The organism is Olivibacter ginsenosidimutans, from assembly GCF_039542865.1.
GTDB lineage: Bacteria > Bacteroidota > Bacteroidia > Sphingobacteriales > Sphingobacteriaceae > Olivibacter > Olivibacter ginsenosidimutans.
Genome location: NZ_BAABIQ010000032.1, coordinates 67,747 through 92,035 on the forward strand (window position 1 = coordinate 67,747; position 24,289 = coordinate 92,035).

The 24,289-nt window shown below is 41.4% G+C and carries 19 protein-coding genes; 15 read left to right on the top strand and 4 right to left on the bottom strand.

Going from position 1 to position 24,289, the window contains the following annotated elements:
• Positions 1 to 28: 28 nt before the first annotated feature.
• The 12 genes from ABD930_RS10675 (at position 29) to hmpA (ending at position 12,161) form a co-directional block, all read left to right on the top strand.
• Positions 29 to 2,530 carry a bifunctional UDP-N-acetylmuramoyl-tripeptide:D-alanyl-D-alanine ligase/alanine racemase gene (locus tag ABD930_RS10675; RefSeq protein ID WP_345231702.1) on the top strand — a complete coding sequence of 834 codons (2,502 nt, stop codon included), beginning with the start codon at positions 29 to 31 and terminating at the stop codon, positions 2,528 to 2,530.
• Between the two features lie 14 nt (positions 2,531 to 2,544).
• Positions 2,545 to 3,168 (top strand): DUF502 domain-containing protein, encoded by a 624-nt coding sequence (locus ABD930_RS10680; protein ID WP_345231703.1) that lies wholly within the window; start codon positions 2,545 to 2,547, stop codon positions 3,166 to 3,168.
• An 88-nt stretch (positions 3,169 to 3,256) separates the two neighbouring features.
• Positions 3,257 to 4,153, top strand: a complete 897-nt coding sequence (locus tag ABD930_RS10685) for a LysR family transcriptional regulator (RefSeq protein ID WP_345231704.1) — start codon at positions 3,257 to 3,259, stop codon at positions 4,151 to 4,153.
• A 63-nt stretch (positions 4,154 to 4,216) separates the two neighbouring features.
• Complete coding sequence (locus tag ABD930_RS10690; protein ID WP_345231705.1) at positions 4,217 to 5,371, top strand: trans-sulfuration enzyme family protein; 1,155 nt, start codon at positions 4,217 to 4,219, stop codon at positions 5,369 to 5,371.
• A gap of 71 nt (positions 5,372 to 5,442) precedes the next feature.
• Positions 5,443 to 5,877: an RrF2 family transcriptional regulator gene (locus ABD930_RS10695; protein ID WP_345231706.1), complete on the top strand. Its 435-nt coding sequence runs from the start codon at positions 5,443 to 5,445 to the stop codon at positions 5,875 to 5,877.
• Positions 5,878 to 5,925: 48 nt separating this feature from the next.
• Positions 5,926 to 8,025, top strand: a complete 2,100-nt coding sequence (locus tag ABD930_RS10700) for a cbb3-type cytochrome c oxidase subunit I (RefSeq protein ID WP_345231707.1) — start codon at positions 5,926 to 5,928, stop codon at positions 8,023 to 8,025.
• 22 nt (positions 8,026 to 8,047) lie between these two features.
• The gene (locus ABD930_RS10705; protein WP_345231708.1) at positions 8,048 to 9,058 is read left to right on the top strand and encodes a cytochrome c; all 1,011 of its coding nucleotides are present in this window, start codon (positions 8,048 to 8,050) and stop codon (positions 9,056 to 9,058) included.
• Positions 9,059 to 9,060: 2 nt separating this feature from the next.
• Positions 9,061 to 9,336, top strand: a complete 276-nt coding sequence (locus tag ABD930_RS10710) for a hypothetical protein (RefSeq protein ID WP_345231709.1) — start codon at positions 9,061 to 9,063, stop codon at positions 9,334 to 9,336.
• Positions 9,326 to 9,730: a cytochrome C gene (locus ABD930_RS10715; protein WP_345231710.1), complete on the top strand. Its 405-nt coding sequence runs from the start codon at positions 9,326 to 9,328 to the stop codon at positions 9,728 to 9,730. The genes ABD930_RS10710 and ABD930_RS10715 overlap by 11 nt, the downstream gene beginning before the upstream one ends.
• A gap of 4 nt (positions 9,731 to 9,734) precedes the next feature.
• A complete protein-coding gene (locus ABD930_RS10720) occupies positions 9,735 to 10,130 on the top strand; it encodes a group III truncated hemoglobin (protein ID WP_345231711.1) in 396 nt (131 codons plus the stop codon).
• Positions 10,131 to 10,153: 23 nt separating this feature from the next.
• Positions 10,154 to 10,891, top strand: a complete 738-nt coding sequence (gene ric / locus ABD930_RS10725; protein WP_345231712.1) for an iron-sulfur cluster repair di-iron protein — start codon at positions 10,154 to 10,156, stop codon at positions 10,889 to 10,891.
• 61 nt (positions 10,892 to 10,952) lie between these two features.
• Positions 10,953 to 12,161 carry an NO-inducible flavohemoprotein gene (gene hmpA, locus ABD930_RS10730; RefSeq protein ID WP_345231713.1) on the top strand — a complete coding sequence of 403 codons (1,209 nt, stop codon included), beginning with the start codon at positions 10,953 to 10,955 and terminating at the stop codon, positions 12,159 to 12,161.
• Between the two features lie 42 nt (positions 12,162 to 12,203).
• Here the strand turns inward: hmpA and glk are convergent, their stop codons facing one another.
• The 3 genes from glk to ABD930_RS10745 form a co-directional block, all read right to left on the bottom strand.
• Positions 12,204 to 13,247 carry a glucokinase gene (gene glk / locus ABD930_RS10735; RefSeq protein ID WP_345231714.1) on the bottom strand — a complete coding sequence of 348 codons (1,044 nt, stop codon included), beginning with the start codon at positions 13,245 to 13,247 and terminating at the stop codon, positions 12,204 to 12,206.
• Between the two features lie 81 nt (positions 13,248 to 13,328).
• Positions 13,329 to 15,506 carry a glycoside hydrolase family 3 C-terminal domain-containing protein gene (locus ABD930_RS10740; protein ID WP_345231715.1) on the bottom strand — a complete coding sequence of 726 codons (2,178 nt, stop codon included), beginning with the start codon at positions 15,504 to 15,506 and terminating at the stop codon, positions 13,329 to 13,331.
• An 11-nt stretch (positions 15,507 to 15,517) separates the two neighbouring features.
• Positions 15,518 to 16,795 (bottom strand): Gfo/Idh/MocA family protein, encoded by a 1,278-nt coding sequence (locus tag ABD930_RS10745; protein WP_345231716.1) that lies wholly within the window; start codon positions 16,793 to 16,795, stop codon positions 15,518 to 15,520.
• Positions 16,796 to 17,382: 587 nt separating this feature from the next.
• Here ABD930_RS10745 and ABD930_RS10750 point away from each other — a divergent pair.
• Entirely contained in the window at positions 17,383 to 17,964 is a 582-nt protein-coding gene (locus tag ABD930_RS10750; protein ID WP_345231717.1) for a UbiX family flavin prenyltransferase, read from the top strand.
• A gap of 116 nt (positions 17,965 to 18,080) precedes the next feature.
• On the opposite strand, the gene ABD930_RS10755 is transcribed toward ABD930_RS10750, so the two are convergent.
• The gene (locus ABD930_RS10755) at positions 18,081 to 19,097 is read right to left on the bottom strand and encodes a LacI family DNA-binding transcriptional regulator (protein WP_345231718.1); all 1,017 of its coding nucleotides are present in this window, start codon (positions 19,095 to 19,097) and stop codon (positions 18,081 to 18,083) included.
• A gap of 399 nt (positions 19,098 to 19,496) precedes the next feature.
• Between ABD930_RS10755 and ABD930_RS10760 the strand changes: the two genes are divergently transcribed.
• Together ABD930_RS10760 and ABD930_RS10765 are read left to right on the top strand one after the other, a co-directional pair.
• A complete protein-coding gene (locus tag ABD930_RS10760) occupies positions 19,497 to 22,547 on the top strand; it encodes a SusC/RagA family TonB-linked outer membrane protein (protein ID WP_345231719.1) in 3,051 nt (1,016 codons plus the stop codon).
• Between the two features lie 12 nt (positions 22,548 to 22,559).
• Positions 22,560 to 24,191 (top strand): RagB/SusD family nutrient uptake outer membrane protein, encoded by a 1,632-nt coding sequence (locus tag ABD930_RS10765; RefSeq protein WP_345231720.1) that lies wholly within the window; start codon positions 22,560 to 22,562, stop codon positions 24,189 to 24,191.
• The last annotated feature ends 98 nt before the right edge of the window (positions 24,192 to 24,289 follow it).

Here is a 24,289-nt window from a genome sequence, read left to right on the forward strand (position 1 = left end):
AAAAACCAGATCACTTAGGACAGCGGTAATGGATCAAGGACGATATACCATACAAGAGATAGCAAGCATCATCGCTGCGGATTCAGAACATTTAGCAAATGACACAAGTATTATCCACACACTCTGCTATGATAGCCGTAAAATCAGCAACCCTGCTCATGCCCTATTTTTTGCTTTAAGTGGACAAAGAGATGGTCATCAATATATACGCGATGCCTATCAGCAAGGCATTCGGCATTTTGTGGTAAAAAAAGACTTGTTCCATAAACCATTTGCCGATCAGGCAAAGGCATTTCCTCAAGCTAGCTTTTTACAGGTCAATGAGCCGCTGCAGGCACTGCAAGATTTAGCAGCCTATCATCGTAAACAATTTCGTTATCCTATAATTGCTATTACGGGCAGTAACGGTAAGACAATTGTAAAGGAATGGTTATACCAATTGTTATCGCCAGACTATCGTATTATCAGAAGTCCGAAGAGTTATAACTCACAACTCGGCGTTCCGCTTTCATTATGGCAGCTAGATGCACAGTATAATCTAGCTATTATAGAAGCCGGTATCAGTAAGACCGGAGAAATGGCAGCCATTGAAGCGATGGTAAAACCTACTATTGGTATTTTTACCAATTTAGGGCCGGCACATGATGAAGGCTTTGCTTCTCAAACGGTTAAAGCAGCCGAAAAATGGTCTTTATTTAAGGAATCCGAATTAGTCGTTTACTCGCCCAGCTGTGTACCGCAATCCATTCGTATTCCGGGGAAAAGAAAATTTGCCTGGCAATGGTACACAGCGGATACGCACCATCATAACGCTGATCTAAACGTAGTAGAAGTTTTAAAATTAAATGATCATACCACGCAACTAAAAGCTTTCTTTCAAGACAAGCCTATTCAACTGACGATCCCTTTCATCGATCAGGCATCCATAGAGAACAGCATTTCTTGCTGGGCATTATTGCTGGCCCTCGGTTATCAAACGCCCACTATTGCACCTCGGTTTCAACGCTTATTCCCCGTCAATATGCGTCTAACGTTAAAGAAGGGAATCCATAATTGCTCGGTAATTGACGATTCTTACAGCAATGACCTTTCGTCTTTAGCAATTGCGCTTGATTTCTTAAAACAACAGCAGCAACATCCAAACAAAACACTAATTTTATCAGATATTCCAACAGAAGAAAATGATGAACGCGGCGTATATACCCGGGTAGCCTCTCTACTTCAAGACAAACACGTAAACCAATTAATCGGGGTGGGCAAAGCGCTAAAACGACATGCGGATCTTTTTCCACACGATGCACAATTTTTTGAGACCACTGAGCAGCTCTTACAAATCCTACCGCAATTAACGTTAGCGAATCAAACCATACTGATTAAAGGAGCGCGTTCTTTTGGCTTTGAGCGTGTGAGTAACAGGTTAACGTTGCAAACCCATGAAACCACTTTAGAAATTAATTTAAATGCCTTAGAACAGAACCTCAATGCTTATAAACGTCTACTTAACAAGGACACCAAATTGATGGTTATGGTAAAGGCTTTTTCTTATGGTAGCGGAAGTTTTGAAATCGCGAACTTATTGCAGTTTAATCAAGTAGATTACCTTACGGTAGCGTATGTTGATGAAGGAATAACGTTACGCAATCATGGTATCCAACTGCCCATTGTTGTGATGAGTCCGGGCATCGACACTTTTGAACAGCTCATACACTACGGGCTCGAACCTGAAATCTATAGTTTTCCTGAATTACAGGCTTTAATCAAACTATTAGCAGGTCTTGATAGAAAAGCATATCCTATTCATATAAAAGTGGATACCGGCATGCATCGCTTGGGCTTTGAGCCCGATAAGTTAGACGGCTTAGTAGAAATGCTTAAACAATCTCCTACCGTAAAAGTTGCCAGTGTGTTTTCCCATCTTGCAGCCAGTGGAGATCGGCGGCATGATACATTTACCAAAGAACAAATTCAATTATTTGATACCTTTGCGTCGGGTTTGCGCGATAGTTTACAATACGACTTTATCCGGCATCTGGCAAACACGGCAGCAATCGTGCGCTTTCCGGAGGCCCAGTTTGACATGGTAAGGCTGGGTATCGGACTTTACGGTATTAATGAGACGGAAGATCAATCCCTCCTTTTACAACCCGTAGCTCGTTTAAAAACCGGGATTACACAAATAAAAAGCGTTAAAAGCGAAGATACCATTGGCTATAACCGCAAAGGTAAATTACCCAACGGTGGCAAGATCGCTACGGTGAAGATTGGCTATGCCGATGGTTACAATAGACGTTTTGGTAATGGTGTAGGCCATATGATGGTCAATGGACAATTAGCACCAATAGTGGGCGATATCTGTATGGATATGTGCATGCTTGATATTACAGATATCGATGCAGTAGAAGGTGATGAAGTATGGGTTATGGGACCGGAAATACCCATAGAACAATTAGCGAAAGCCATTGGTACTATTCCCTACGAAATATTGACCGGAATCTCGCAACGTGTAAGACGGATTTATTATTACGAATAATATTTAACCAACATATGTCAAACAGAACATTAAAATTATTACTGAACTACCTTATCAAGGGCATTTTGTTCTTAGTGCCATTAGCTGGCGCGCTATTACTCATTTTCTGGATCGTAGCCACGATAGATTCTGCACTTAATCTCAGTTGGCTAATCCGCGATGATATGGGCAAACCACTTTATATCCCAGGATTGGGCATTGTCATCATGGTTATCATTTTAATCTTCGCAGGTATTGTTGTTACTAATTTTATAACCGAACCGATTTACAATCGACTATATAAATTGCTGAATAGGGTGCCCCTATTTAATACCTTGTATTCTTCCATTAAGGATTTTACCGAAGCTTTTGTTGGTGATGAAAAGAAATTTAATGAACCCGTTTTGGTCGTAGTCAATGAAACTGGATTACGAAAAATAGGATTTTTAACACAACACGATCTCCGAAAAATTAATTTACCAGAAGATGTAATTGTCTATTTTCCTTATTCCTATTCTTTTGCAGGCCAGGTGGTTGTCGTTAACGCAAAACATGTTACTCCATTAAATATGAGTGCTACTGATGCTATGAAGCTCGTCGTATCTGGTGGGGTAAGCGGTTTAGAACATGGGGAAGAAGATCCTGCTATTCATATATGAACAAATTCAATCAGAAACATGAAGCTTTTTCATTCAAATGGAATCGTTTTAAAACCAGCTATCTGTATCTTTGGATAATTGATGCAGCATGGAAATACGATACCTTAGACTAATAAAAGCCATTGTTGAAGAAGGAAGTATCACACGGGCAATGGCAGTATTACATCTATCGCAAAGTGCCCTCAGTTATCAACTTAAAGAAGCGGAACTACAGGTTGGTACACAGGTCTTTTATCGTCGTAACAAAAAGCTTATTCTGACACCAGTAGGAAAAAAACTTTATGCTACAGCGAACAACGTACTAAAGGAATTAGACCATGCCGATGCGGAAATCAAAAGAATGGTAAACGGCGACGTTGGGGTCATTCGTATCAGCACAGAATGTTACACCAGCTATCATTGGCTACCAGCAGTTTTAAAAAAATTCAAAGCGGAATTTCCAAACGTAGAAATCGAAATTGTATTTGAAGCAACACATCACCCTATCCCTAAGTTACTCGCTGGCGAGTTAGATCTGGCCATAACGAGTAATCCAGAACAAGCCGAGCAAATTGAATTTATCCAGCTTTTTACCGATGAAATGCTGGCGATAGTCAGCCGTAAACACCCTTGGGCAAAAAGATCATTTGTCACGGCAGAAGACTTTCAGGATGTAGTGCTCATTATCCACTCGCTTCCGTTGGATACGGTTTCTATTTTCCGGACACAGTTACGTCCAAAAGGTATTGAACCCAAAAAACTGATCGTTCTTCCCCTTACCGAGGCGTCCATTGAATTGGTTAAGGCTGATATGGGTGTTATTGTATTGGCTAATTGGGCCTTACAGCCTTATATTAATGAAGCAATTACCGCAGTAAAAATCAATCCGGAAGGATTCTTCCGACAACAATACATCGCCCGTATCAGGGAAAGAGAATATCCCATTTATTTTGATTATTTCATCAAATTTTTACGGGAAGAAATAAAAATAGGTAGCCATGAATAGCAACTGAGTGTGGTGAGTTCATTGATGTCCTAAGAAACAAGTAACATATCACTAATTATTCGAATGAAAAATTTTCAGACCTTATGCATACATCCGCTACGCGAGCAGGAAGAAACAGGAATGGTAACAGCACCTACGCTCACCTCAACAGCATATAATTATTTAGAAAGTGAAGAATTACGCTATCCCGGATTCTATTCTACCTTTAATCAAAAGCGGCTTGGAAAAATTATTGCTAATTTAGAAAGCGGGAGTTGGGGTATCGCATTTAGCTCCGGTATGGCTGCAATTACCACAGCGATATTATCCGTTGTCAAAGCGGACGAACACATTGTTTTTTCTAAAGATCTATATGGTGGCACATGGAAATTTGCCGAACAAGAACTGGTAAAGCGAAATATTTCTTTTAGTTATGCCGATAATTCTTTAGCGAGCTTTCAACAAGAACTGAAACCAAACACCAAGCTTTTCTATTTAGAAACCCCTTCAAACCCCCTATTACGTTTAGTCCCTTTAAAGGAAATTGCAACATTGGCGCAAACCCATGGCATTACCACCATTGTTGACAATACATTTGCGTCACCCGTAAACCAACGCCCTATACAATTCGGGATAGATATCGTGGTGCATAGTGGCACGAAGTACTTAGGTGGGCATAATGACCTTCCTTACGGTGCATTAGTAGCTCGTAACACCGATTACCAAGATGCTATTTTTTCTTCGGCTAAGCTCTATGGTGGCTCACTTGCTCCGCACGAATGTTATCTTGCTGAACGCAGCATAAAAACGTTGGCTTTACGGGTACAACGGCAAAATGCCAATGCTTTTAAATTAGCGGAGTACCTGCATAGGCACTCTCTGATTAGCCGTGTATATTATCCAGGTTTACCAACACATGAAGATCATGCCTTAGCTCTTACCCAAATGACAGGTTTTGGTGGTATGTTAGCATTTGAATTAGATTTGCCACCGAATCAATACTTAACTTTTCTAAAGAGTCTAAAAGTGATCCAACCCGCAGTGAGCTTAGGAGGTGTAGAAAGCCTTATTTGTTCTCCTGCCGCTACTTCACATCGGGCCATGTCTCCAACTGAAAGACTACAGTTAGGCATTAAAGATAATCTCTTGCGCTTATCGGTAGGCGTTGAAGATGCTAATGATTTGATCACTGATTTACGAATAGCCATTCGTAAGGCATCCAATAAAGATCTTCAATAAATAATAAAAGACAAAAATATCTTTTATTAGAAAATATTTTACTACCTTTGCATGAAAGGTTCAATAACAACGTGTTTTCAAAAACTTGCGAATATGCTATACGTGCTATGATATTCATTGCACAAAAGTCGGACGAAGAGAATAAAGTGGGAATTAAGGAAATTGCTCAGGGAATTGATTCTCCAGAGCATTTTATTGGCAAAATTTTACAGGATTTGAGCCGAAAAGGCATGGTACAATCTACCAAAGGGCCAAATGGTGGATTTTATTTAAGCGGAGATGCTTTGAATCGATCATTGGCTGATATTATCAAAGTTATCGATGGAGATAAAATTTTCCATGGCTGTGGCCTAGGTCTAAAACAGTGTTCGGAAGCTCAACCCTGCCCTATTCATCACGAATTTAAGCAAGTAAGAGCACAAATGCAGGCCATGCTTGAAAAGGCAAAACTAGGTGCCTTTACGGAAGAACTGGTGCAGAAAGTAACCTTTTTAAAGCGGAATTAGTTTTTTTTGATTAAATAAAAGATAAAAAGGTATTTATATCTCTTTCATATGAACACATTAGATCATAAAGCGGTATTCTTATGCATCGGCCTTTCCGCCTGGTTATCACCTGCATATTCGTTTGGACAGCACATTCCGTCTGATTTTACCTTTCATACCGATAAATGGTGGATGATATATGTACTTATACTACTTGTTATCGTCTTGATCTTTGCGGTCACACTTAACAGTAAGGCCAATAAAACACGAAAAGCATATCAAGAGCGACTAGCGACCAGCAAAGAGGAGCTACTTCAGCATTATTGCCGTACACTCAACAGCACGCAATTACAAACCATTTTAGGTCAATATCAAAAGCACAAACGCGCATTACTCTTATGCATACCTTACCCATTGATACTCCAAATAAAAAGTGGTATCAACCTCCTTAGCCAATCTGGTATTATTATCACTATTGTATTAATCTTAATCCCCATATTATTGGGTTTAGCGTTGTTGTTAAGTCGAATCGTGCGTATCTTTAAACGGCTTCAGAATAAACAAAATCAATTGGATGCAGCCACTTTAGCCGATCATTTACGCCATTTATCCCCCGAAGAACAGGCGGCTATGCTTAGACGGAAAACAGCGCTCGACTATAGCCTCACCCATCATGAATTATCTGGCACCGAAGCACCGCAAGACGACAGGGCATTATTACAGATTAGTCCAACGGTAGATCTTCCGATTGCGCCGATCAAGAAAAAGGCTCAACCACGTCCTAATATTGATCCAGCCTTAAGCAAATTAATCATCTGGTTTCTAGGCAGTGCTACCTTTTGGCTGTTATTTGGTACCACAATAGGGGAATATTTAGGTATTAAATTCATTGCTCCGGATGCTGATCATTTAAGCTGGTTGAGTTTTGGACGATTACGTCCAGTTCACACAAATGCTGTTTTTTGGGGCTGGGCCTCACTCGGTATGATCGGTTTAGGCTATTACATCGTGCCACGTGTCAGTAATTGTAAGCTTGCCAGCTTAAAAAAAGGATGGTATACCTTATACCTCATCAATGCAACAGTGATCTTAGGTACATGGAGTCTTATGGCGGGTATTAATAATGGTGGTGGTGAGTACCGGGAATACATATGGCCCATCATGCTGCTGTTTGGTATTGGTCTAGCCTTAACGCTTGTTAATTTTTTACAGACCATTGCGCAGCGTACCACGAAAGAGATTTACATCGCCAACTGGTATATGATAGCGGCAATTATCTTCACCCTCGTCATCGCTTTGGTAGCATATATTCCTTTCTGGCAAAATGGATTGGGCGAAACCATCGTGCAAGGCTATTATATGCATCAAGGCGTAGGAATGTGGTTTATGCTTTTTACCTTGGGGCTTGTCTACTACTTTTTACCTCAACAACTCAATAAACCTATTTACTCCTATAGCTTGGGTATTCTGGCTTTTTGGACGCAAATTTTATTCTATACCTTGATCGGCTCTCACCATTTTGTTTTTAGTTCCATTCCTTGGTGGCTACAAACGGTGGCCATCGTGGGTAGTGCTGGTATGGCGATTCCCGTTATTGCCGGTACGACCAACTTCTTGATGACCTTTCGTGGCGCATGGCATAAGGTAAACAACAGCTATACATTACCTTTCTTTCTAGTAGGCATCATTTTTTACTTTACCGGTTCTATGCAGGGAACAGCGGAGGCTTTTCGCTTCACCAATCAGCTATGGCATTTTACTGATTTTACGGTAGCACACTCCCATTTAACGATGTATGGCATCATCTCTTTCTTTCTATGGGCCTGCATCTATGCCATCATTCCCCGTCTCTCGGGCAAAGAACCGCCTCAAATCACCGTTGGCGCTCATTTTTGGTTAGCATTACTTGGCCTTCTTTTTTATACGATACCCCTTATGTATGGTAGTACATTAAGAGGCTTACGCTGGATAGATGGTAAACCTTTTTTGGAAAGTTTAACTTTTATGGCGCCTTTTTGGCTGTGGCGTGCCATTGGTGGAAGTCTGATGTGGTTATCGCATTTATTCTTCGCTTATAATGTATATCGCATGCTTAAGAGCGAACAGCTATTAGATGTAAATGAGTACGCGATCAGCCTGCTTGACAAAGAGGCTAAGCACATGGTATAGGCATAATAAGTTGACGATCATTATGGACTTTTTTGATAATCATAAAAAGCTTTTCTTTACTGCATTTCTTCTCTTTGCAGGGCTCACCCTGTTTGTGGCTATTATACCGGCACTGCGCAATCAAAGCAACAATGCCCCTCTTCCAAATGCCGAAAAATTAAGCGATGCAGCGATGAAAGGTAAAGCAATATTCATCGCAAATGGTTGTGTTGCCTGCCATACCCAACAGGTGCGCAATATCGATATGGATAAGACTTGGGGTAATCGACCCAGCATAGCGGCCGACTATGCGGCGATCAAGCGGACAGATACCTGGCGCAATACGGCTACCTTAATGGGAACCGAACGTACAGGGCCTGATTTAACCGACGTAGGCAACAGGCAGCCAAGCCTCGACTGGAATTTGGTGCACTTATTTAATCCCCGCACAGTAGTCAAAGAGTCCATTATGCCTGCCTATCCTTGGCTTTTTGAAGTCAAACCTAATCCCACTGAAAAGGATATTATCGTCAATGTACCTGCTGCCTTTTTAAACGGGCAACCGGGCAAAGTAGTCGCTACCCAGGAAGCGTTACAGTTAGTAGCCTACTTACAGTCTTTGAAGCAAGCCAAATTACCCGATGGAACAGCAACACCTGAATTCATCTATAAACGAGTGAAAAAAGAAACAGATGCCACAGCGGATACGGACGAACAAACGATAGATGGTGCAGCTTTATATGCTGCCAACTGCCAAAGTTGTCATCAAGCTAATGGCGAAGGCTTACCCGGTGCCTTTCCTCCACTAAAAGGTAGCCCCATTGTGAATGGTGATGACTTGGAACTTTATGTGTCTATTATTATGAATGGATACGATGCTAGACCTGAATATGGTGTGATGGCAGCGGTGGGTACCAATATGGATTTTACAGAGAAAGAGGTAGCTGCCATCATTAATTTTGAACGAAGTAGTTGGGGAAATGAGGCCAAAAAAGTAAGCCCAGAAGAGATCAAGAAAATAATGGATTTTGTTAAACTAAACGTTACCGAATAGTGATGATGAAAAGAATGCTGATGATTATCGGATTGCAACTCCTACAGTACAGTCTATGGGCCTGCCCCCTTTGCGAGCGGCAACAACCCAAATTATTTCGCGGTATCACCCATGGAGCTGGCCCTGAAAGCAATTGGGATTATATCATCGTGTGGGTCACCGTCGCCATCGTACTGGTCACCTTATTCTTTTCCATTAAATGGTTGATCAAACCGGGCGAACGTTCAGAACATCACATCAAACGATTTATTTTAAATAACGAGAACCATGAACGATAAAAGTACGGTTTATATCTTTATTGACGACGAACCCAAACCCATTGCCCGGGTTCAATCGCCTTTAAATTTTGAATTGGATACACGCAAATTAGTTGATGGCGAACATGAGCTCAAGATTGTTAGTAAAGATCCGAGTGGTAAAGAAGGTATCAGGCGTATCCCTTTTACCGTAAAAAACGGACCTGCAATCGCTGTAGAAGGCATTAAAGAACACGATATCGTCGATGGAGTTATTCCCATCATGATTAACGCCTATGGCAAAGGTGATCAAACGCACTTTTTAATCTCCGGTAGTGAAACGCCACAAAGCATTCCATCTTGGGTATGGATTATTATAATAGGCTTTGTAGGTTGGGCCCTTTATTACTTAGCCCGCTATCTCTATTCAACATAGTAAAATGGAACCAGGAAATGAAATTAAAACCATAGACGATATAAAGGTTTTGGTCGATTGTTTTTACGATAAAGTTAGAGCCGATGAACTAATCGGACCTCTATTTAATGAAATCATACAAGACCAATGGCCCCAACATCTGGAAAAGATGTATGCTTTTTGGCAGACAGTACTTTTGGATGAGCATACCTATTATGGTAGTCCCTTTTTACCGCATGCCGGTTTGCCGATCGATAACATACATTTTGAACGATGGTTGATCTTGTTTAAACAAACGATCCAAGAAAATTTTTCCGGAGCAATTGCCGAAGAAGCCCTTTGGAGAGCAAATAAAATGGCAGAAATGTTTCAATTTAAACTAGCGTACTATCGAAACAGCCCTGCTCATCCCCTACGATAGCTTTTTATTTAATTTCTATGACGATGGATATCTCTGATGACAGTATTATTGGGCAAATAGTTGCCAAGAATTATGCTACGGCAGCAATATTTAACAATTATCAAATTGATTTTTACTGTAACGGTAATAAAAGTATAAAGACTGCCTGCATAGAACACCACATCAGTTTATCAACACTGATACAGGAACTACGTACCGTATTATCCGTTCCATTAACGGAAAATAATGTACCGGACTATAATGCTTGGCGCTTAGATATGCTAGCGCATTACATTGAAAAGAAACATCACCACTACATTCTGGAACAAGCGCCTCGGTTACATAGGCATTTGAATAAAATCACCGAGATACATGGAAATAAGCATCCTGAATTAATGGTTATTAAAAGGTTATTTACCCTTGTAATAGAAGAGCTCTTCTTGCACATGAAAAAAGAAGAGGTGATGCTTTTCCCTTATATTAGAAAAATGGCAAGTGCCAAAGACGAGGGTGGGCGTCCTCCTCAACCGCTATTCGGCGATATTGGATTCCCTATCGAAGTTATGATGGCAGAACATGAACAGGAAGGCGAAACCTTCGAAAAAATTGCATCATTAAGTCGCCATTATCAAGCTCCTGAAGACGCCTGTAACACATACAAACTTACGTATGCTACACTCAAGGACTTCGAAGAAGATTTGCACCTTCATATCCACCTAGAAAACAATATACTGTTTCCAAAAGCCCTGTCCTTAGCAGAAAGACTGAAAAACAATTCATAATGTTGCAACTAAAGACGTTGCTATAGCAACGTTCATTTATTAATTACATATTATTATAACAATGCTTTCATCACCTGAAATAGCTTTAATAAAAGCTACCGTACCCATCTTAAGAGAACATGGTGTTGCTTTAACGCAACATTTTTACCAACGTATGTTTCGGCTCAATCCTGAACTAAAGAACATTTTCAATATGGGAAACCAGCAGAATGGAAAACAGCAAACCGCCCTTGCAATGAGTGTGCTGGCTTACGCCGAGCATATTGAAAATCCAAGTGTCCTTTTTCCGGTTTTACAGCACATCGGAGATAAGCACACCAGTTTACAGATCAAACCCGAACAATATGACCTAGTGGGTAATCACCTCATCGCTTCCATCAAGGAAGTACTGGGCGATCAAGCAAGTGACGATCTGTTACAAGCTTGGACAGCGGCTTATAAACAATTAGCCAAGTTAATGATCAATCTTGAACAACAAATTTATCAACAAAAAGAAAGCCAGCAAGATGGCTGGAAAGGATGGCGTTCCTTTACGGTAAAGAAAAAAGTTATCGAATCGGACGAGATTACGTCTTTCTACCTATACCCTACAGACGGCCAAAAGATTGTTTTGCACAAACCTGGCCAATACCTAAGCATTAAACTATTCTTACCCCAACTTGGCATTTCACAGCCAAGGCAGTATAGTATCTCTTCGGCACCCAATAACACCTATTATCGTATATCGGTTAAAAAGGAAATCGATCCCAATAGAGGGGTTAAAGGGACTTTATCCAACCACTTACATGATGCTATTCAGATAGGTAGTACAGTAGAAGCAAGTATCCCAGCAGGAAACTTTACCTTTAACACAGAAAGCGTTGCCCCCTTAATTTTACTTAGCGGAGGAGTTGGTCAAACACCTTTCATTTCGATGGTAGAGCACTTAACAAACCTAGATCATACCCGTTCTGTTAAGTGGATACATGCTTGCCGCTCGGAAAATGTACATGCTTTTAAGGAAGAAATGAATAAGTGGCAAGAAACACACGAGTGGTTTGAACATATTGTATTCTATGAACACGATGATGGCAACAATACTTCCGTAAAACGAGGCCGCTTAAATATCGAACAAGTAAAAGATAGTGTACTGCTTCCTGAAGCTGAGTATTACTTATGTGGCCCTAAACCTTTTATTGAAAAAGCCTATGCAGATTTAATTGCGTATGGTGTTGATCATAAACACATCTTCTTTGAAGAATTTGGACCCCAAACTGTTCAGTTAAACTAATATACTACGCCCAAACGAAAAAGAATTCAGTTTGGGCGTACCCTATCGTTCATCCTCCCGATTTCCAAAAGCCCCAAAGTACGCTGCCCCTATCAAAGCCGCCTTGCTATCCAATGTTACATAGATGGGAATATCTTGCAACAGCTTATCCATACGATCACTTTGCGTAAATTGTTGCAAAAATAGTTCACTTCGTAACAAAGGGTAGATTTTTGGCGGTATGCCACCACCCAAAAACAATCCACCGGTAGCTTTCAGTTTAAGCACTAAACTGGAGGCCTCTCGAGCCATATAGGTCACAAAAAGGTGCATGGTCTGCACACACGTATCATTCAATTCACGCATCGCGGTGTGGCTTATCACGGCCGCGGGGTTTTCGGTAGCCAGTTTTTCCTGCAACCACGATGGCTCCCGATACCCTTTTACGTCACGTAAAAAACGATAAATTCGATAAATACCATCTCCGGAAATCACCTGTTCCCAACTGATTAGCGGTGTTTCTTGCCGTAAATAATGAAACAAAGCGATATCCGTTTCCGTACGTGGGGAAAACTCACTATGTCCTCCTTCTGTGGCAAATGGGCGATAGAACGATCCGTCCCAAAATAACCCTGCTTCACCTAAGCCCGTTCCAGGAGCGAGGATAGCCATATTGCCTGCTTGCTGCATGCCTACGCGAATAGGTGCTAAATCATCCGGTTCGATTCCAACCAAACCATAAGCGGTAGCCTCCAAATCATTCAGCAGACAAACATGAGCAATTTTACGATGCTGTTTGATCAATTCGGCATCGATGTTCCACGATAAATTCGTAAGCTCTACTTTATTGTTTACGACTGGACCCGCCACACCAATACTCAAGATATCGAACGTACCAACAGCCTGCTCTTCTAAATACCGATCTAACAGTACATCAAATGAAGAAAAGTCTTTTGACGGATAAGTGGTTTCCTGTATTAACTTGAGTTCTCCCTTCTTAAGCTCAAATTGACCTAAACTGGTTTTGGTACCTCCAATATCGACGGCGAGTATATTACCTACTTTGGTATGCTTTTTTCGTGGCAAGTACAAGGGTAAATTAATCATGATATTATTTTTAATATAGCTACACAACAAAATTCTTAGAGCAGGTTCAATATCGGAATATTTTGATGGATCCCACTACTATTAATGAACCTGAAAAGATGCCGTTAATTTTGCATCTTGTGCATCTTCGCCCAACACCAATTCGTAGTTCCCTGGATATAATTCCCAAGCTTGCTTCTTTTCGTTCCATTTTTGAAGCTTTTCCAGGGGTATTTCCAGCTGCACCTGTTGTTGACCACCTTTTGGTATGGAAATTCGCTTAAATTGTTTCAATTCCTTAAAAGGCATACCCGGAAGTTGTGGATATTGGATATAGGCTTGTACCACTTCGTCACCCGCATAAGCACCAGTATTTGCAATCGTTACTGCAAACCTCAACGTATCGGCTTTACGATAACGCTTTTCGGGCTGCTTATTCCACTGATAACTAAAGTTGGTGTAGCTTAGGCCATACCCAAACGGATAGGGCACTGGTTTTTGAAAGTAACGATAGGTTCTACCGGTCATATTGTAATTTCGATAATCGGGTAAATCCTTTACCGATTGGTAAAATGTGACTGGTAATTTACCTGAAGGCGAATAATCACCAAAAACCAAATCAGCCAGTGCATTTCCCCCCTGCTCACCCGGATACCATGCCATAATAATGGCATCGGTATAAGGTTCAATTTGCGCCATATCCAGTGCACTTCCCCCCGTTACGACGGCAATAATTGGTTTTTTAGTAGCTGCTCGTAGGGCTTTTAAGAAAGCTACATGCGCCATTGGGAAACTCAAATCCAGCTTGTCGGCAGCATTTCTGGAAAGGAAAGCATCACCTTCTTCTCCTTCCATCAGCGGACTGAGGCCAATCACGGCCAAGGTTACATCACTTTCTTGGGCATTATTAATTCCACCAAAGTGTACCGTATCGTCCAAGGTACAGCCCATCTCATATTTTACCGCAACGCCTGGCCCCGCACTTTTACTTATCCCTTCCGCAAAAGTTACTAAATTACTAGACATTCCGCGGTAGTTGGCTAAGAGCACATCGGCATTAAAAGCGCCTGGTCCTGTCACGAAAATGCTTTTTAGCTGCTGCTTAGCAAGCGGAAGCACCTGGTTTTCATTTTTTAGCAGCACCATACTTTTGCGGGCCATTTCTCGTGCAAGGTTTACATGGTATACGTTTCGGATACTGTCTACTCCATAGTTGGCATAGGGAGAAGCTTTTGGATCATCATAAAACCCCAATTTCAGTTGGGTCAACAATAAGGGCTTCAGCGCTTGATCTACCTCTTTTTCCGTCACTAATTTTTGCTTAAAAGCCTCCATTAATTCCTCTTGCAAAAGTGTAGAACAATCCAAATTAACCCCTCTTTTAATCGCTTCCGCCGCCACCTCAATGCGCGTGGGAATAGCCTTATGGTCGTGCCATATATTATCCAGAGCACCACAATCCGTCACCAGGTGGCCTTTAAATCCCCATTCCTTTCGCAAGATCCCAATAAGGGTTTTACTGGTATTACATGGTTCGCCATTTACCCGATTGTAGGCACCCATTACCGTTTCAACCCCCGCATTTACCAGATCATTAAAAGCAGGTAGATACGTTTCCCGTAAATCTTTGGTTGTTACTATCGCATTAAACGATCCCCTTCCCTTTTCTGGTCCGCTGTGCACCGCAAAGTGTTTAGCGCAAGCTGCTGCCTTTAAGTGCTGTCGATCATTTCCTTGAAGCCCGTGAACGAAAGCCGTCCCCATCCTTCCGGTAAGGTAAGGATCTTCTCCATACGTTTCCTGCCCCCTTCCCCAACGTGGATCTCGGAAAATATTGATATTTGGTGACCAGAAGGTTAAACCGAAATATTGCCGATGTGCCCCTTGCTCATCAGCAATATTGAATTTTGCTCTTGCTTCCGTGGAAATAGCATCGGCCACGGTTTGCAGCAAGGTATCGTCAAATGTAGCCGCCATACCGATGGCCTGAGGAAATACGGTTGCTTCGCCTGCTCGAGCTACACCATGAAGCGCCTCGTTCCACCAGTTGTAGGCAGGGATTCCCAAGCGGGGCACCGCCTTATTTTGGTAACCTAATAAATTAACCTTCTCTTCCAACCTAAGCTGTTTCAACAAATCTTCCGCCCGTTCTTCGTGTGATAAGGCCGGATTCTTATAAGCGGCTATTTCTTGTGCATCAATAACGGTGTTTACGCTACAGCACATCAACAGGGAATATGCAAAAGCCTGAAGCGGTTTAGGGATGGTCATCTTCTTCATAAAAGTCGATCTTAAAAATCGGTATAATCCCATTTACCCCGATAAGGCCTTGACACCAATTTGTTGGCGTAAACATCTTCAAATAATTCCTTCTTAGGATTCCATTGCAATGGTCGTTGCAGCTCATAAGCGATATTTACCGCATTACATACCGAAGCCGTGCGATGCCCAACTTCTACATCAGCAATCGGCTTTGATCGCTTTTTAATAGCATCGATCCAATCTTGATAATGGTTATCGCTGTGGTATACTTTTTTATCAGAAGATTTCAGCTCCGTATTTACTAATCCTTCCGGTGTAGATCGTATAAACTCTCGGGTCACCTCAATGGTTCCTTCTTCACCCACAAATTGGATACCATTACCAACACCCCAATTTTTATGATTTACCCGAACGCCATTGGCATATCGAAAATACAAGCCTTCCTCAGCCATTGGTTGCTCGGGCGGAACGAATTCTACCGGACCAGCATTGTCCATCCCTAGGGCCCATTGTACAATATCAAACATATGCGCGCCCCAATCCGTAATATATCCTCCGCCAAAATCACGATAATTACGCCACCCGGCCCAACTCTCATCGCCAAGAGGAGGTGATAATACGGGATGATAAGCACGATACAAGGAAGGGCCTATCCAATTGTTCCAATCTAAATAATCAGGTGTGGGCATAGACGGTAAATCACAGGCCATAACCGGTTTACCTACGGATACGTTAATTTCTTTAATTGCGCCAATATAACCATTGCTTACTAAGTTTGCTGCATCCCGAAAAACCTTTGATGACCGTTGCATACTACCGGTTTGAAATACGCGTTTGTATTTCCTAGCAGCATCCACCATTGCCCGGCCTTCCGCGATAGTCAGCGCCAAGGGTTTCTCGCAGTAAATATCTTTCCCAGCTTTGGCCGCATCTACCGCCATTTGTGCATGCCAGTGATCCGGTGAGGCAATAACCACGGCATCAATATCTTTTCTTTCCAACAATTCGCGATAGTGACCATAACTATCCACTTTAGCATTGGTTTTCTTTTTATTTTCACCCAAAGCAGCTGTAATAAAGTTTTGCAATTTTCGCTGGTCTACGTCACTAGCGGCCAAAACGATTGTTTCCGGACAACTACTGATGGCGCCCAATAGATGGCGGCTTTGTTTTCCTGTACCAATAAAACCTAGGTTAATACGATCGCTGGGCGCTAGAAATCCTTGTCCACCCAATACGTGCCTTGGCAAAATGGTGATCCCTGCTGCTCCAATAAGGGTCTTCCGAATAAATTCTTTTCTTTTCATTTGCAAATAATTTTTTATCCATCAGTTAGATGGAGCTTGCCATGTTTAAACCTCGAAGGGCTCATGAACATCAATTGAATATTTAAAATCCGTGAATAAATTTACATTTCCTTGTGTGATAAATCCGCCAGCCGGCAGATTTATCACGGACGGTTCATTGTATAAGTCAGAGGTTAGTAACACTAATTTGCTGTCTGATCCGCTGAGCGTAAACTTAGATAAATAACTTTTTATATGCAATATAATCGCGTTGCATATCACATGTATTTATCGGTCTCTCCTCTGCCATCAAGAGCTTGTTTTTATAGAGGTAATATATTATTTTGACCCTAAATAATCTACTAGATAATCATCATATTCTTATATGACAGGTAAATTAGCCAAAGGGCTTAAAGACGTCAGCTCGACCGCAGTGGAAGAATCTATTTCCACGTTCCCATTTAGGTATTCATCCAGATAATCATTTTTATTTTCAATACCTTGCTATTTTTAGATTATAGCAGCAAAAAGCATTTTATTATCTTTGGTAGCTCAACCATTTATTTGGTTGGCTATCAATCGGAGCAATAGGCTAAGCGAATTAGGTAATGAAAGATAAAAAACGAATTATTGTTGGTATTAGTGGTGCTACAGGTATTCAGTATGGCATAAGGGCGTTAGAATTGCTCCAACAATTAGATATAGAGACCCATTTGGTTATCAGCAAAGCAGCAGAGCTGGTTCGGAGTTATGAAACTGTATACCATCACCAATCGATCATATCGTTGGCTAATAACGTTTATTCTTTGGCCGATGTGGGTGCAGCTATAGCTAGTGGATCATTTAAAACGATGGGAATGTTGATTGCACCTTGTTCTGTAAAAACCATGTCCGAAATAGCCACGGGTGTTACCAGTTCCTTATTATCAAGAGCTGCAGATGTTACGTTAAAAGAGAGGCGTAAATTGGTTCTATTATTTCGGGAGACCCCTCTACATACGGGACATATCAAAACCATGCTTCAGGTAACGGAAATGGGAGGTATCGTTATGCCACCCGTACCAGCATTCTATATGCACCCGCAATCGATAGATGAAATGATTACCCATACTGTTGCTCGCGCTTTAGACCTATTTGGTTTTGATATCGATATTCCCCGTTGGGAGCCAAGTGCACGACAAAAACCATGAGCTACTCACTGAAAGTTGTTCGTTTTTTAAAAAGTGTATCATTCCGACTAAAGTGAAAGAATCGAGCTATCTCGTTTGTCTGAACGGAAATCTGCCGTACCCTTGAAAACCTTAGATTATAACGAAGAAGCTCTGATAATTAGGCGAGCAGGCAGTTCCTTATGAACCGTTTTTTCGGTCACCTTCCCTAGCTTCAGGTCTAATAGCAAACGATCTATGATTAACTTAGCCATTTCTTCCAAGGGTTGTTCAACCGCCGTGATACCCGGTTGAAACAAACGCAAGACCTCATTATCATCAAAAGCGACTACCGAAATCTGATCGGGAATGGAAATATGCAGGTTACGCATAATCTCCAAGCTACCGATAGCTAGATAATTGGTAGCAAAGCAAATGGCATCTATAGTTGGATTGTTTTTTATAAAACTCTCAAAATCAGGCTGCAAACGTTGTTTAATATCATCATAAGGAACCTGTAACACATGGCTTTGTAATCCCGTCTCCTTTAACAAACGCTGATACCCCGCCAGTCGGCTAATCATTTGTGTTTGCTCAGAATCAGTTGTCACCATAGCGATATTTTTCTTACCCCCATCCGCCAGATGCTTACAAGCCTCATACATTGCCCGCTCATTATCAATACCAATATAGTGTGCTACAACTGATGGTAGATAACGGTCAAAGAGCACAATCGATCTATTCTCTTCTCGCAGCTGCTTAATTTCCTCTGCCAAACCATCTGTCGGACAAATAATATAACCATCTACTCCACGATCCCTAAACATGCGAATTAATTCCAGAGCCTTTTCCTGCTTTCCATTAGTACTGCTATAGATGATCTTATAGCCGCTGTTATAAGCTTGTTCTTCAATTAAAGACGCAATTTGGGAGAAAAAGGGATTGCCAATACTTTCCACGATAAATCCGATCGTATTGGTTTTTCCGGTAACCAATCCCCTAGCTAGATAATTTGGTGTATATCCCACTTCCTTTACATAGGCTAACACTTTTTCAGCAACTTGGGCACTAATGCGCATCTCTTCTGCTTTACCATTTAAAATAAAGGAAATAGTTGTATTGGAAAGTCCTAAAGCCTTTGATATATCTTTAATAGAGATTCGATTTCTTTTCATGCAATTTACTAAATGATGATAAGGTTTGCGATAAAGATAAGATTAAAGTAAAAGAAATACGTGTTTTTTTAAACTTTTTACTTTGTAAAAATACCGTTGGCGATCATTCCAAAAAGCCTTTTTTTAAAAAAGTACTTTGATATTAACTTTTTTATTGTGAAGTTAGCCCCCTAATTAACATTTTTTAACAAACACAAACACCTTGAAAACATGAACACATCTTTTTTGCATCTCAAACTAAAACCGTTTAGCTGAGTTCATCACTAATCGATTTCCATTTAATTTATGCTTAAACCTTCTGCTAAGCTGTTTTGCTCGGCATGGAAGGTTTTTGCCATTAAAAATCATCTACAATTGAATGAATAATTGACATCTATGACTAATCAAAAAAACAGACACATGAGGAACATGGCCTTAACTGGGAGTTTGGCCGTGTTAATGGGTATTGGAGGTCCGTTTGGTCTATCACCGATCCAAGCTTTTGGATCCATGAAGATTAAAACCATTCCATCCGTTAATGTTCAGCAACAAACCATCACCGGAACGGTAACCAGCGCTACGGATCAAGCTCCTCTACCGGGAGTATCCGTATTAATCAAAGGCTCTACTAAAGGTGTAACGACTGACGAAAATGGACGCTTTCAAATAGAAGCAGCCAATAACGACGTATTGGTTTTTAGCTATATCGGCTATATAAGTACCGAACAAGCGGTAGGTAACCGAACCACTATTAACTTAGCATTAAGAGAAGAGAGCAATAACTTAGAGGAAGTTGTCGTCGTAGGATATGGTACCCAAAAACGAAACGAAATCAACTCTGCGGTGGCCAATGTAAAATCCGAAGACTTTAATTCCGGTGGTTCACGATCACCAATGGACCTTATCCAAGGTAAAGTAGCGGGTTTGAATATCACGCGTACACAAGGGAATAATCCCAATTCCAAGAGTTCGATTCAACTTCGTGGTATCAACTCTTTAAAAGGCGGAACGGCACCATTAGTCGTTATTGACGGTATTCCAGGCGGAAACCTAGACCTCTTGCAACAAGATGACATTGAATCTTTCTCGGTACTGAAAGACGGGTCGGCTGCAGCCATTTACGGAACCCGCGCAAATGCCGGCGTCATCTTGATTACCACAAAGAAGGGTAAAGCAGGCGAGCCTCGATATGACTATTCATCGTATATTCAACATGAATCGGTGGCAAAAAAGCCTGATTATATGACGGCTAGTGATTTTAGAAGTCTTATTGATCAAGGCATTATAGATAAGAGCCTGGATCTTGGCGGATCAACGGACATGTATGAAGAGCTCTTGAAAAAAGACAACTTTAGTCATTACCATAACCTTGCAGCTTCGGGCGGAACGGAGAAGTCAAACTACCGGGCATCGGTTTTTTTTAACGATGCACAGGGAATAGCCAAGGAAAATACCAAACGGCAGTTCGGCGGTCGTATCAATGTTAATCAAAAAGGTTTTCAAGATCATTTGGAAATGCAGTTTAACCTTGCTGCTAACATCAGTAAAGCCAATCTATTAGGTGGTGGAATAAACGACGATTTGGCATCTGCTGATTACGGAACCACAACCGGATCTGACTTTGATCAAGCCATTCAACGTAACCCTACAGCACCGATATACAATCCTGACGGCTCATTTTTAGAGGTACAGGGATTTGATAATTACAATCCCCTAGCTCGCTTAGCCAATCGTATTTTTATGCGCGATCAATCCACCATTAGTGGAGACGCCCGATTCACCTATAATATCATGGACGGTTTAAAGGTATCAGCATTTGGCTCTTATGTACGAGACGAATATAATGATCGCAGGTATCGTTCCACTGCCGATTGGGATCAACGGCCAGAAGGACAATATCAAGGTTTTGGCTATGCCGCAAAAGCAAACTACCTTACTTGGTCAAGAACCTTTGAATCCACCATCGATTATACCACTACTATTGCCGATGATCATTCCATCAATGCAACGGCAGGCTATAGTTACCAATACAATACCCTGGAAAAATTCAACGTAAACAACAATGGTTTCACCAACGACGCTATGCTTGATTGGGACCTTGGTGGAGGGGGTGCATTAAATAATACCAGCTTACCAAAACCCGGTATGGGCAGCTTTAAAGACGACAATACGTTAGTTGCCTTTTTTGGACGCGTGAATTATTCTTATCTGGGTCGGTATTCGGCACAAGTGGTATTACGACACGAAGGCTCTAGTCGCTTTGGAGCCAATAACAAATGGGGTAATTTCCCTGCCGCATCCTTAGGTTGGACCATTAGTGAAGAAGATTTCATGAAAGATAACAACTTCTTCAATAACTTAAAATTGAGGGCTGGCTTTGGTGTAACCGGTAATCAGGACATTGCCAATTACCAATCACTACTCACCTTAAGCACAGGAGGTACCTATTTAATGGATGGCACCTATTTCCAAACCTTTGGTCCATCTCGAAATGCCAATCCAAATTTACGTTGGGAGAAAAAAACGGAATGGAACCTTGGTGTAGACTTTGCGATCTTGAACAATCGGTTATCGGGTAGCATCGATGCGTATAATCGCCTAACTACCGACTTGCTTTATGATTATAATGCACAGCAACCAGCCTTTGTACGCGATAAAATACTGACCAATGTTGGGTCTATTACCAACAAAGGTATTGAATTAGTACTGAGTGGATCACCCATTAAGAATGACAAATTTACTTGGAACATCGATTTTGCGGGCAGCTATCAGAGCAATCGATTGAAAGAACTCTCGAGCGACCTTTTCCAAGCGAACTACTTGGAATTTGGCGGGCTTCCTTCGCCAGGTGCGCTAGGTAACACCATACGTTTGGAAGAAGGCGGAAAAGTAGGTAACTTTTACGGGAAACGTTTCGCTGGCTTCACTGATGATGGGAAGTGGCTTTTCTACAAAGCCGATGGAAGCACTGGTTTGGCGAGTGAAATGAATAATGACGACCTGACTATTATTGGAAACGGCGTTCCCAAATTTAACGTATCCTTGAATAACTCGCTTCGTTATAAAAATTTCGACTTAACCGTACTTTTCAGAGGGAAACTGGGTTTTGATATTCTGAATACCCAAGAATTGTATTTCGGAAACAAGAAGTTTTTACCGAGAAACATCTTTAAAAGCGCCGTTACCAAACATAATCAGATTAATGATGACCCACAATACTCCGATTACTATTTAGAAAAGGGCGATTTTATCAAGCTAGATAATGTTACGCTCGGATATACCTTTAAATTAAACACGAATTATATCCGTAATCTTCGCGTTTATGCCTCAGGTAGAAACTTGGCCACCTTTACCGGATACAGTGGCTTGGATCCGGAGCTGCAAGATACTGGTTTTACTACAGGTATTGATAGTAGAAGCTTTTATCCACGTACACGATCATTCACTTTAGGAGTTAATGTTGGATTTTAATTTTCAAGACTGATGAAACAACTAATCAAAAAGACAATATATATAACCGCACTTGGTTTTTCCGCATTAGGTTACCAAGCGTGTACCAAATTGGATGAAAGTCCATATAGCGAAATCAAAGACGAAGATTTCTACAATAATCGAAGAGAAATTCTTCAGGCAGCCATCCGACCAATGACACATATGCAGTCCTGGTTGGCACCAACAGGAGGAAATGGTTACTATTACCATTCCGAACTCTCGGCAGATCAGCTTGCCTGGCCACAAAAAGGCCGGAATGGTTATGATGCGGGCGACCATTTTCGTCAACATTACCATACGTGGAATGATAACGAAACCCGCTTGCGCGATACCTGGATTGGTATGTGGACAGGCCTTCAATATGTCAATAATGCACTGAATAGAATTCAGACAAAGACATTTGAAGAAGTAGGTATGGAAGAAACGGAATTTAACCAGGTCATTGCTGAACTGAAGGTACTCCGCGCCTATCATTACATGCGGATTATGGATCTTTGGGGTAATGTGCCGATTGTGGAAGAGGTTACCGATGAAATCACCAATCCGGAAACCAAACCCAGAGCAGAAGTTTTTGCTTATGTGCAAAAGGAGCTAGAGGAAAATGTTCCCACTTTGGCAAAACTTTCTCCAGAGTTAATTGGTCGTGTTAATCAAGCTGCCGGATATGCCATGCTGGCTGAATTATATCTAAATGCCGAGAAATGGGCCGGGAAACCGATGTGGGATGAATGTATTGCTGCATGCGACAAGGTCATCAATGGTGAAGCTGGTGGTTTGGGTGGTGGACCTAAATTAGCCACAAATTTAAAAGCCACCTTTAGCAATACTAACCAAGAGGCTACTGAAGCGCTTTTTCAATTTGCATTCAGTCAAAAAGGGGGGTTCGCTTTCGATTGGAGTGGTTTTTTCATGGGTTACGATTATATGCAGGCAGTACTAGATGTAGGCTATAGTGGATGGAACGCTTTTGTAGTCGTACCCTCCGCTTTTAATGCTTATGCAAATAATGACTTGCGCAAAAAAGAATGGTTTTTGTTCGGACCACAGTACAAATATGGCACGAAAACGCCCGTACTAGGTACGGAAGAATATAGCGGCAAACCCATTGTATTCGTGAATAGTATCCGACGAGAAAGTAAAGGCGATACGACCAGCGAGGGCAGCATGGCAGAAGGCGAAGAAAACAGCGGTGCACGTTTCAATAAATACGTAGCCGGTAGAATAACCGATGATAATTATCGGGAAAACCATTATATGATTTACCGCTTAACCGAGCTTTATTTTGATAAAGCGGAAGCCCTGATGCGCAAAAATGGCGGTACCGCCACACAAGAAGCCGTAACCCTTATTAATGATAGCAGAAAGCGCGCTTTCTCTGATGCAGACTGGCCAAAGGCACAGTATACCACTGCTACTTTAACACTAGATGAATTATTGGCTGAACGCGGACGTGAATTTATCTTTGAAGGTAAAAGACGTACAGACCTGATTCGTTTCGGTAAGTTTACGACTACTTCTTGGTGGGATCATAAGGCTACAGGTGATGCAAACAAAGAGCTATATCCTATTCCGAATACCCAAATAGCCATCAATCCCAACTTAAAACAAAACCCTGGCTATTAAAAGTCAACGTTAACTACTTAAGGCGCCTTTATCAGGCGCCTTTTTTTATCCATCTCCTCATACAAAATTCACCACCTCATTTTTGTACATAAAACATT

What these genes read in the sequence shown, in the direction of transcription:
- hmpA (WP_345231713.1), top strand. Translation starts at nt 10,953, where the DNA reads ATGCTTTCATCACCTGAAATAGCTTTAATAAAAGCTACCGTACCCATC.
- ABD930_RS10750 (WP_345231717.1), top strand. Translation starts at nt 17,383, where the DNA reads ATGAAAGATAAAAAACGAATTATTGTTGGTATTAGTGGTGCTACAGGT.
- ABD930_RS10740 (WP_345231715.1), bottom strand. Translation starts at nt 15,506, where the DNA reads ATGAAGAAGATGACCATCCCTAAACCGCTTCAGGCTTTTGCATATTCC.
- ABD930_RS10715 (WP_345231710.1), top strand. Translation starts at nt 9,326, where the DNA reads ATGAACGATAAAAGTACGGTTTATATCTTTATTGACGACGAACCCAAA.
- ABD930_RS10760 (WP_345231719.1), top strand. Translation starts at nt 19,497, where the DNA reads ATGAGGAACATGGCCTTAACTGGGAGTTTGGCCGTGTTAATGGGTATT.
- glk (WP_345231714.1), bottom strand. Translation starts at nt 13,247, where the DNA reads ATGATTAATTTACCCTTGTACTTGCCACGAAAAAAGCATACCAAAGTA.
- ABD930_RS10720 (WP_345231711.1), top strand. Translation starts at nt 9,735, where the DNA reads ATGGAACCAGGAAATGAAATTAAAACCATAGACGATATAAAGGTTTTG.
- ric (WP_345231712.1), top strand. Translation starts at nt 10,154, where the DNA reads ATGGATATCTCTGATGACAGTATTATTGGGCAAATAGTTGCCAAGAAT.
- ABD930_RS10710 (WP_345231709.1), top strand. Translation starts at nt 9,061, where the DNA reads ATGATGAAAAGAATGCTGATGATTATCGGATTGCAACTCCTACAGTAC.
- ABD930_RS10690 (WP_345231705.1), top strand. Translation starts at nt 4,217, where the DNA reads ATGAAAAATTTTCAGACCTTATGCATACATCCGCTACGCGAGCAGGAA.
- ABD930_RS10685 (WP_345231704.1), top strand. Translation starts at nt 3,257, where the DNA reads ATGGAAATACGATACCTTAGACTAATAAAAGCCATTGTTGAAGAAGGA.
- ABD930_RS10755 (WP_345231718.1), bottom strand. Translation starts at nt 19,097, where the DNA reads ATGAAAAGAAATCGAATCTCTATTAAAGATATATCAAAGGCTTTAGGA.
- ABD930_RS10705 (WP_345231708.1), top strand. Translation starts at nt 8,048, where the DNA reads ATGGACTTTTTTGATAATCATAAAAAGCTTTTCTTTACTGCATTTCTT.
- ABD930_RS10765 (WP_345231720.1), top strand. Translation starts at nt 22,560, where the DNA reads ATGAAACAACTAATCAAAAAGACAATATATATAACCGCACTTGGTTTT.
- ABD930_RS10700 (WP_345231707.1), top strand. Translation starts at nt 5,926, where the DNA reads ATGAACACATTAGATCATAAAGCGGTATTCTTATGCATCGGCCTTTCC.
- ABD930_RS10680 (WP_345231703.1), top strand. Translation starts at nt 2,545, where the DNA reads ATGTCAAACAGAACATTAAAATTATTACTGAACTACCTTATCAAGGGC.
- ABD930_RS10745 (WP_345231716.1), bottom strand. Translation starts at nt 16,795, where the DNA reads ATGAAAAGAAAAGAATTTATTCGGAAGACCCTTATTGGAGCAGCAGGG.
- ABD930_RS10675 (WP_345231702.1), top strand. Translation starts at nt 29, where the DNA reads ATGGATCAAGGACGATATACCATACAAGAGATAGCAAGCATCATCGCT.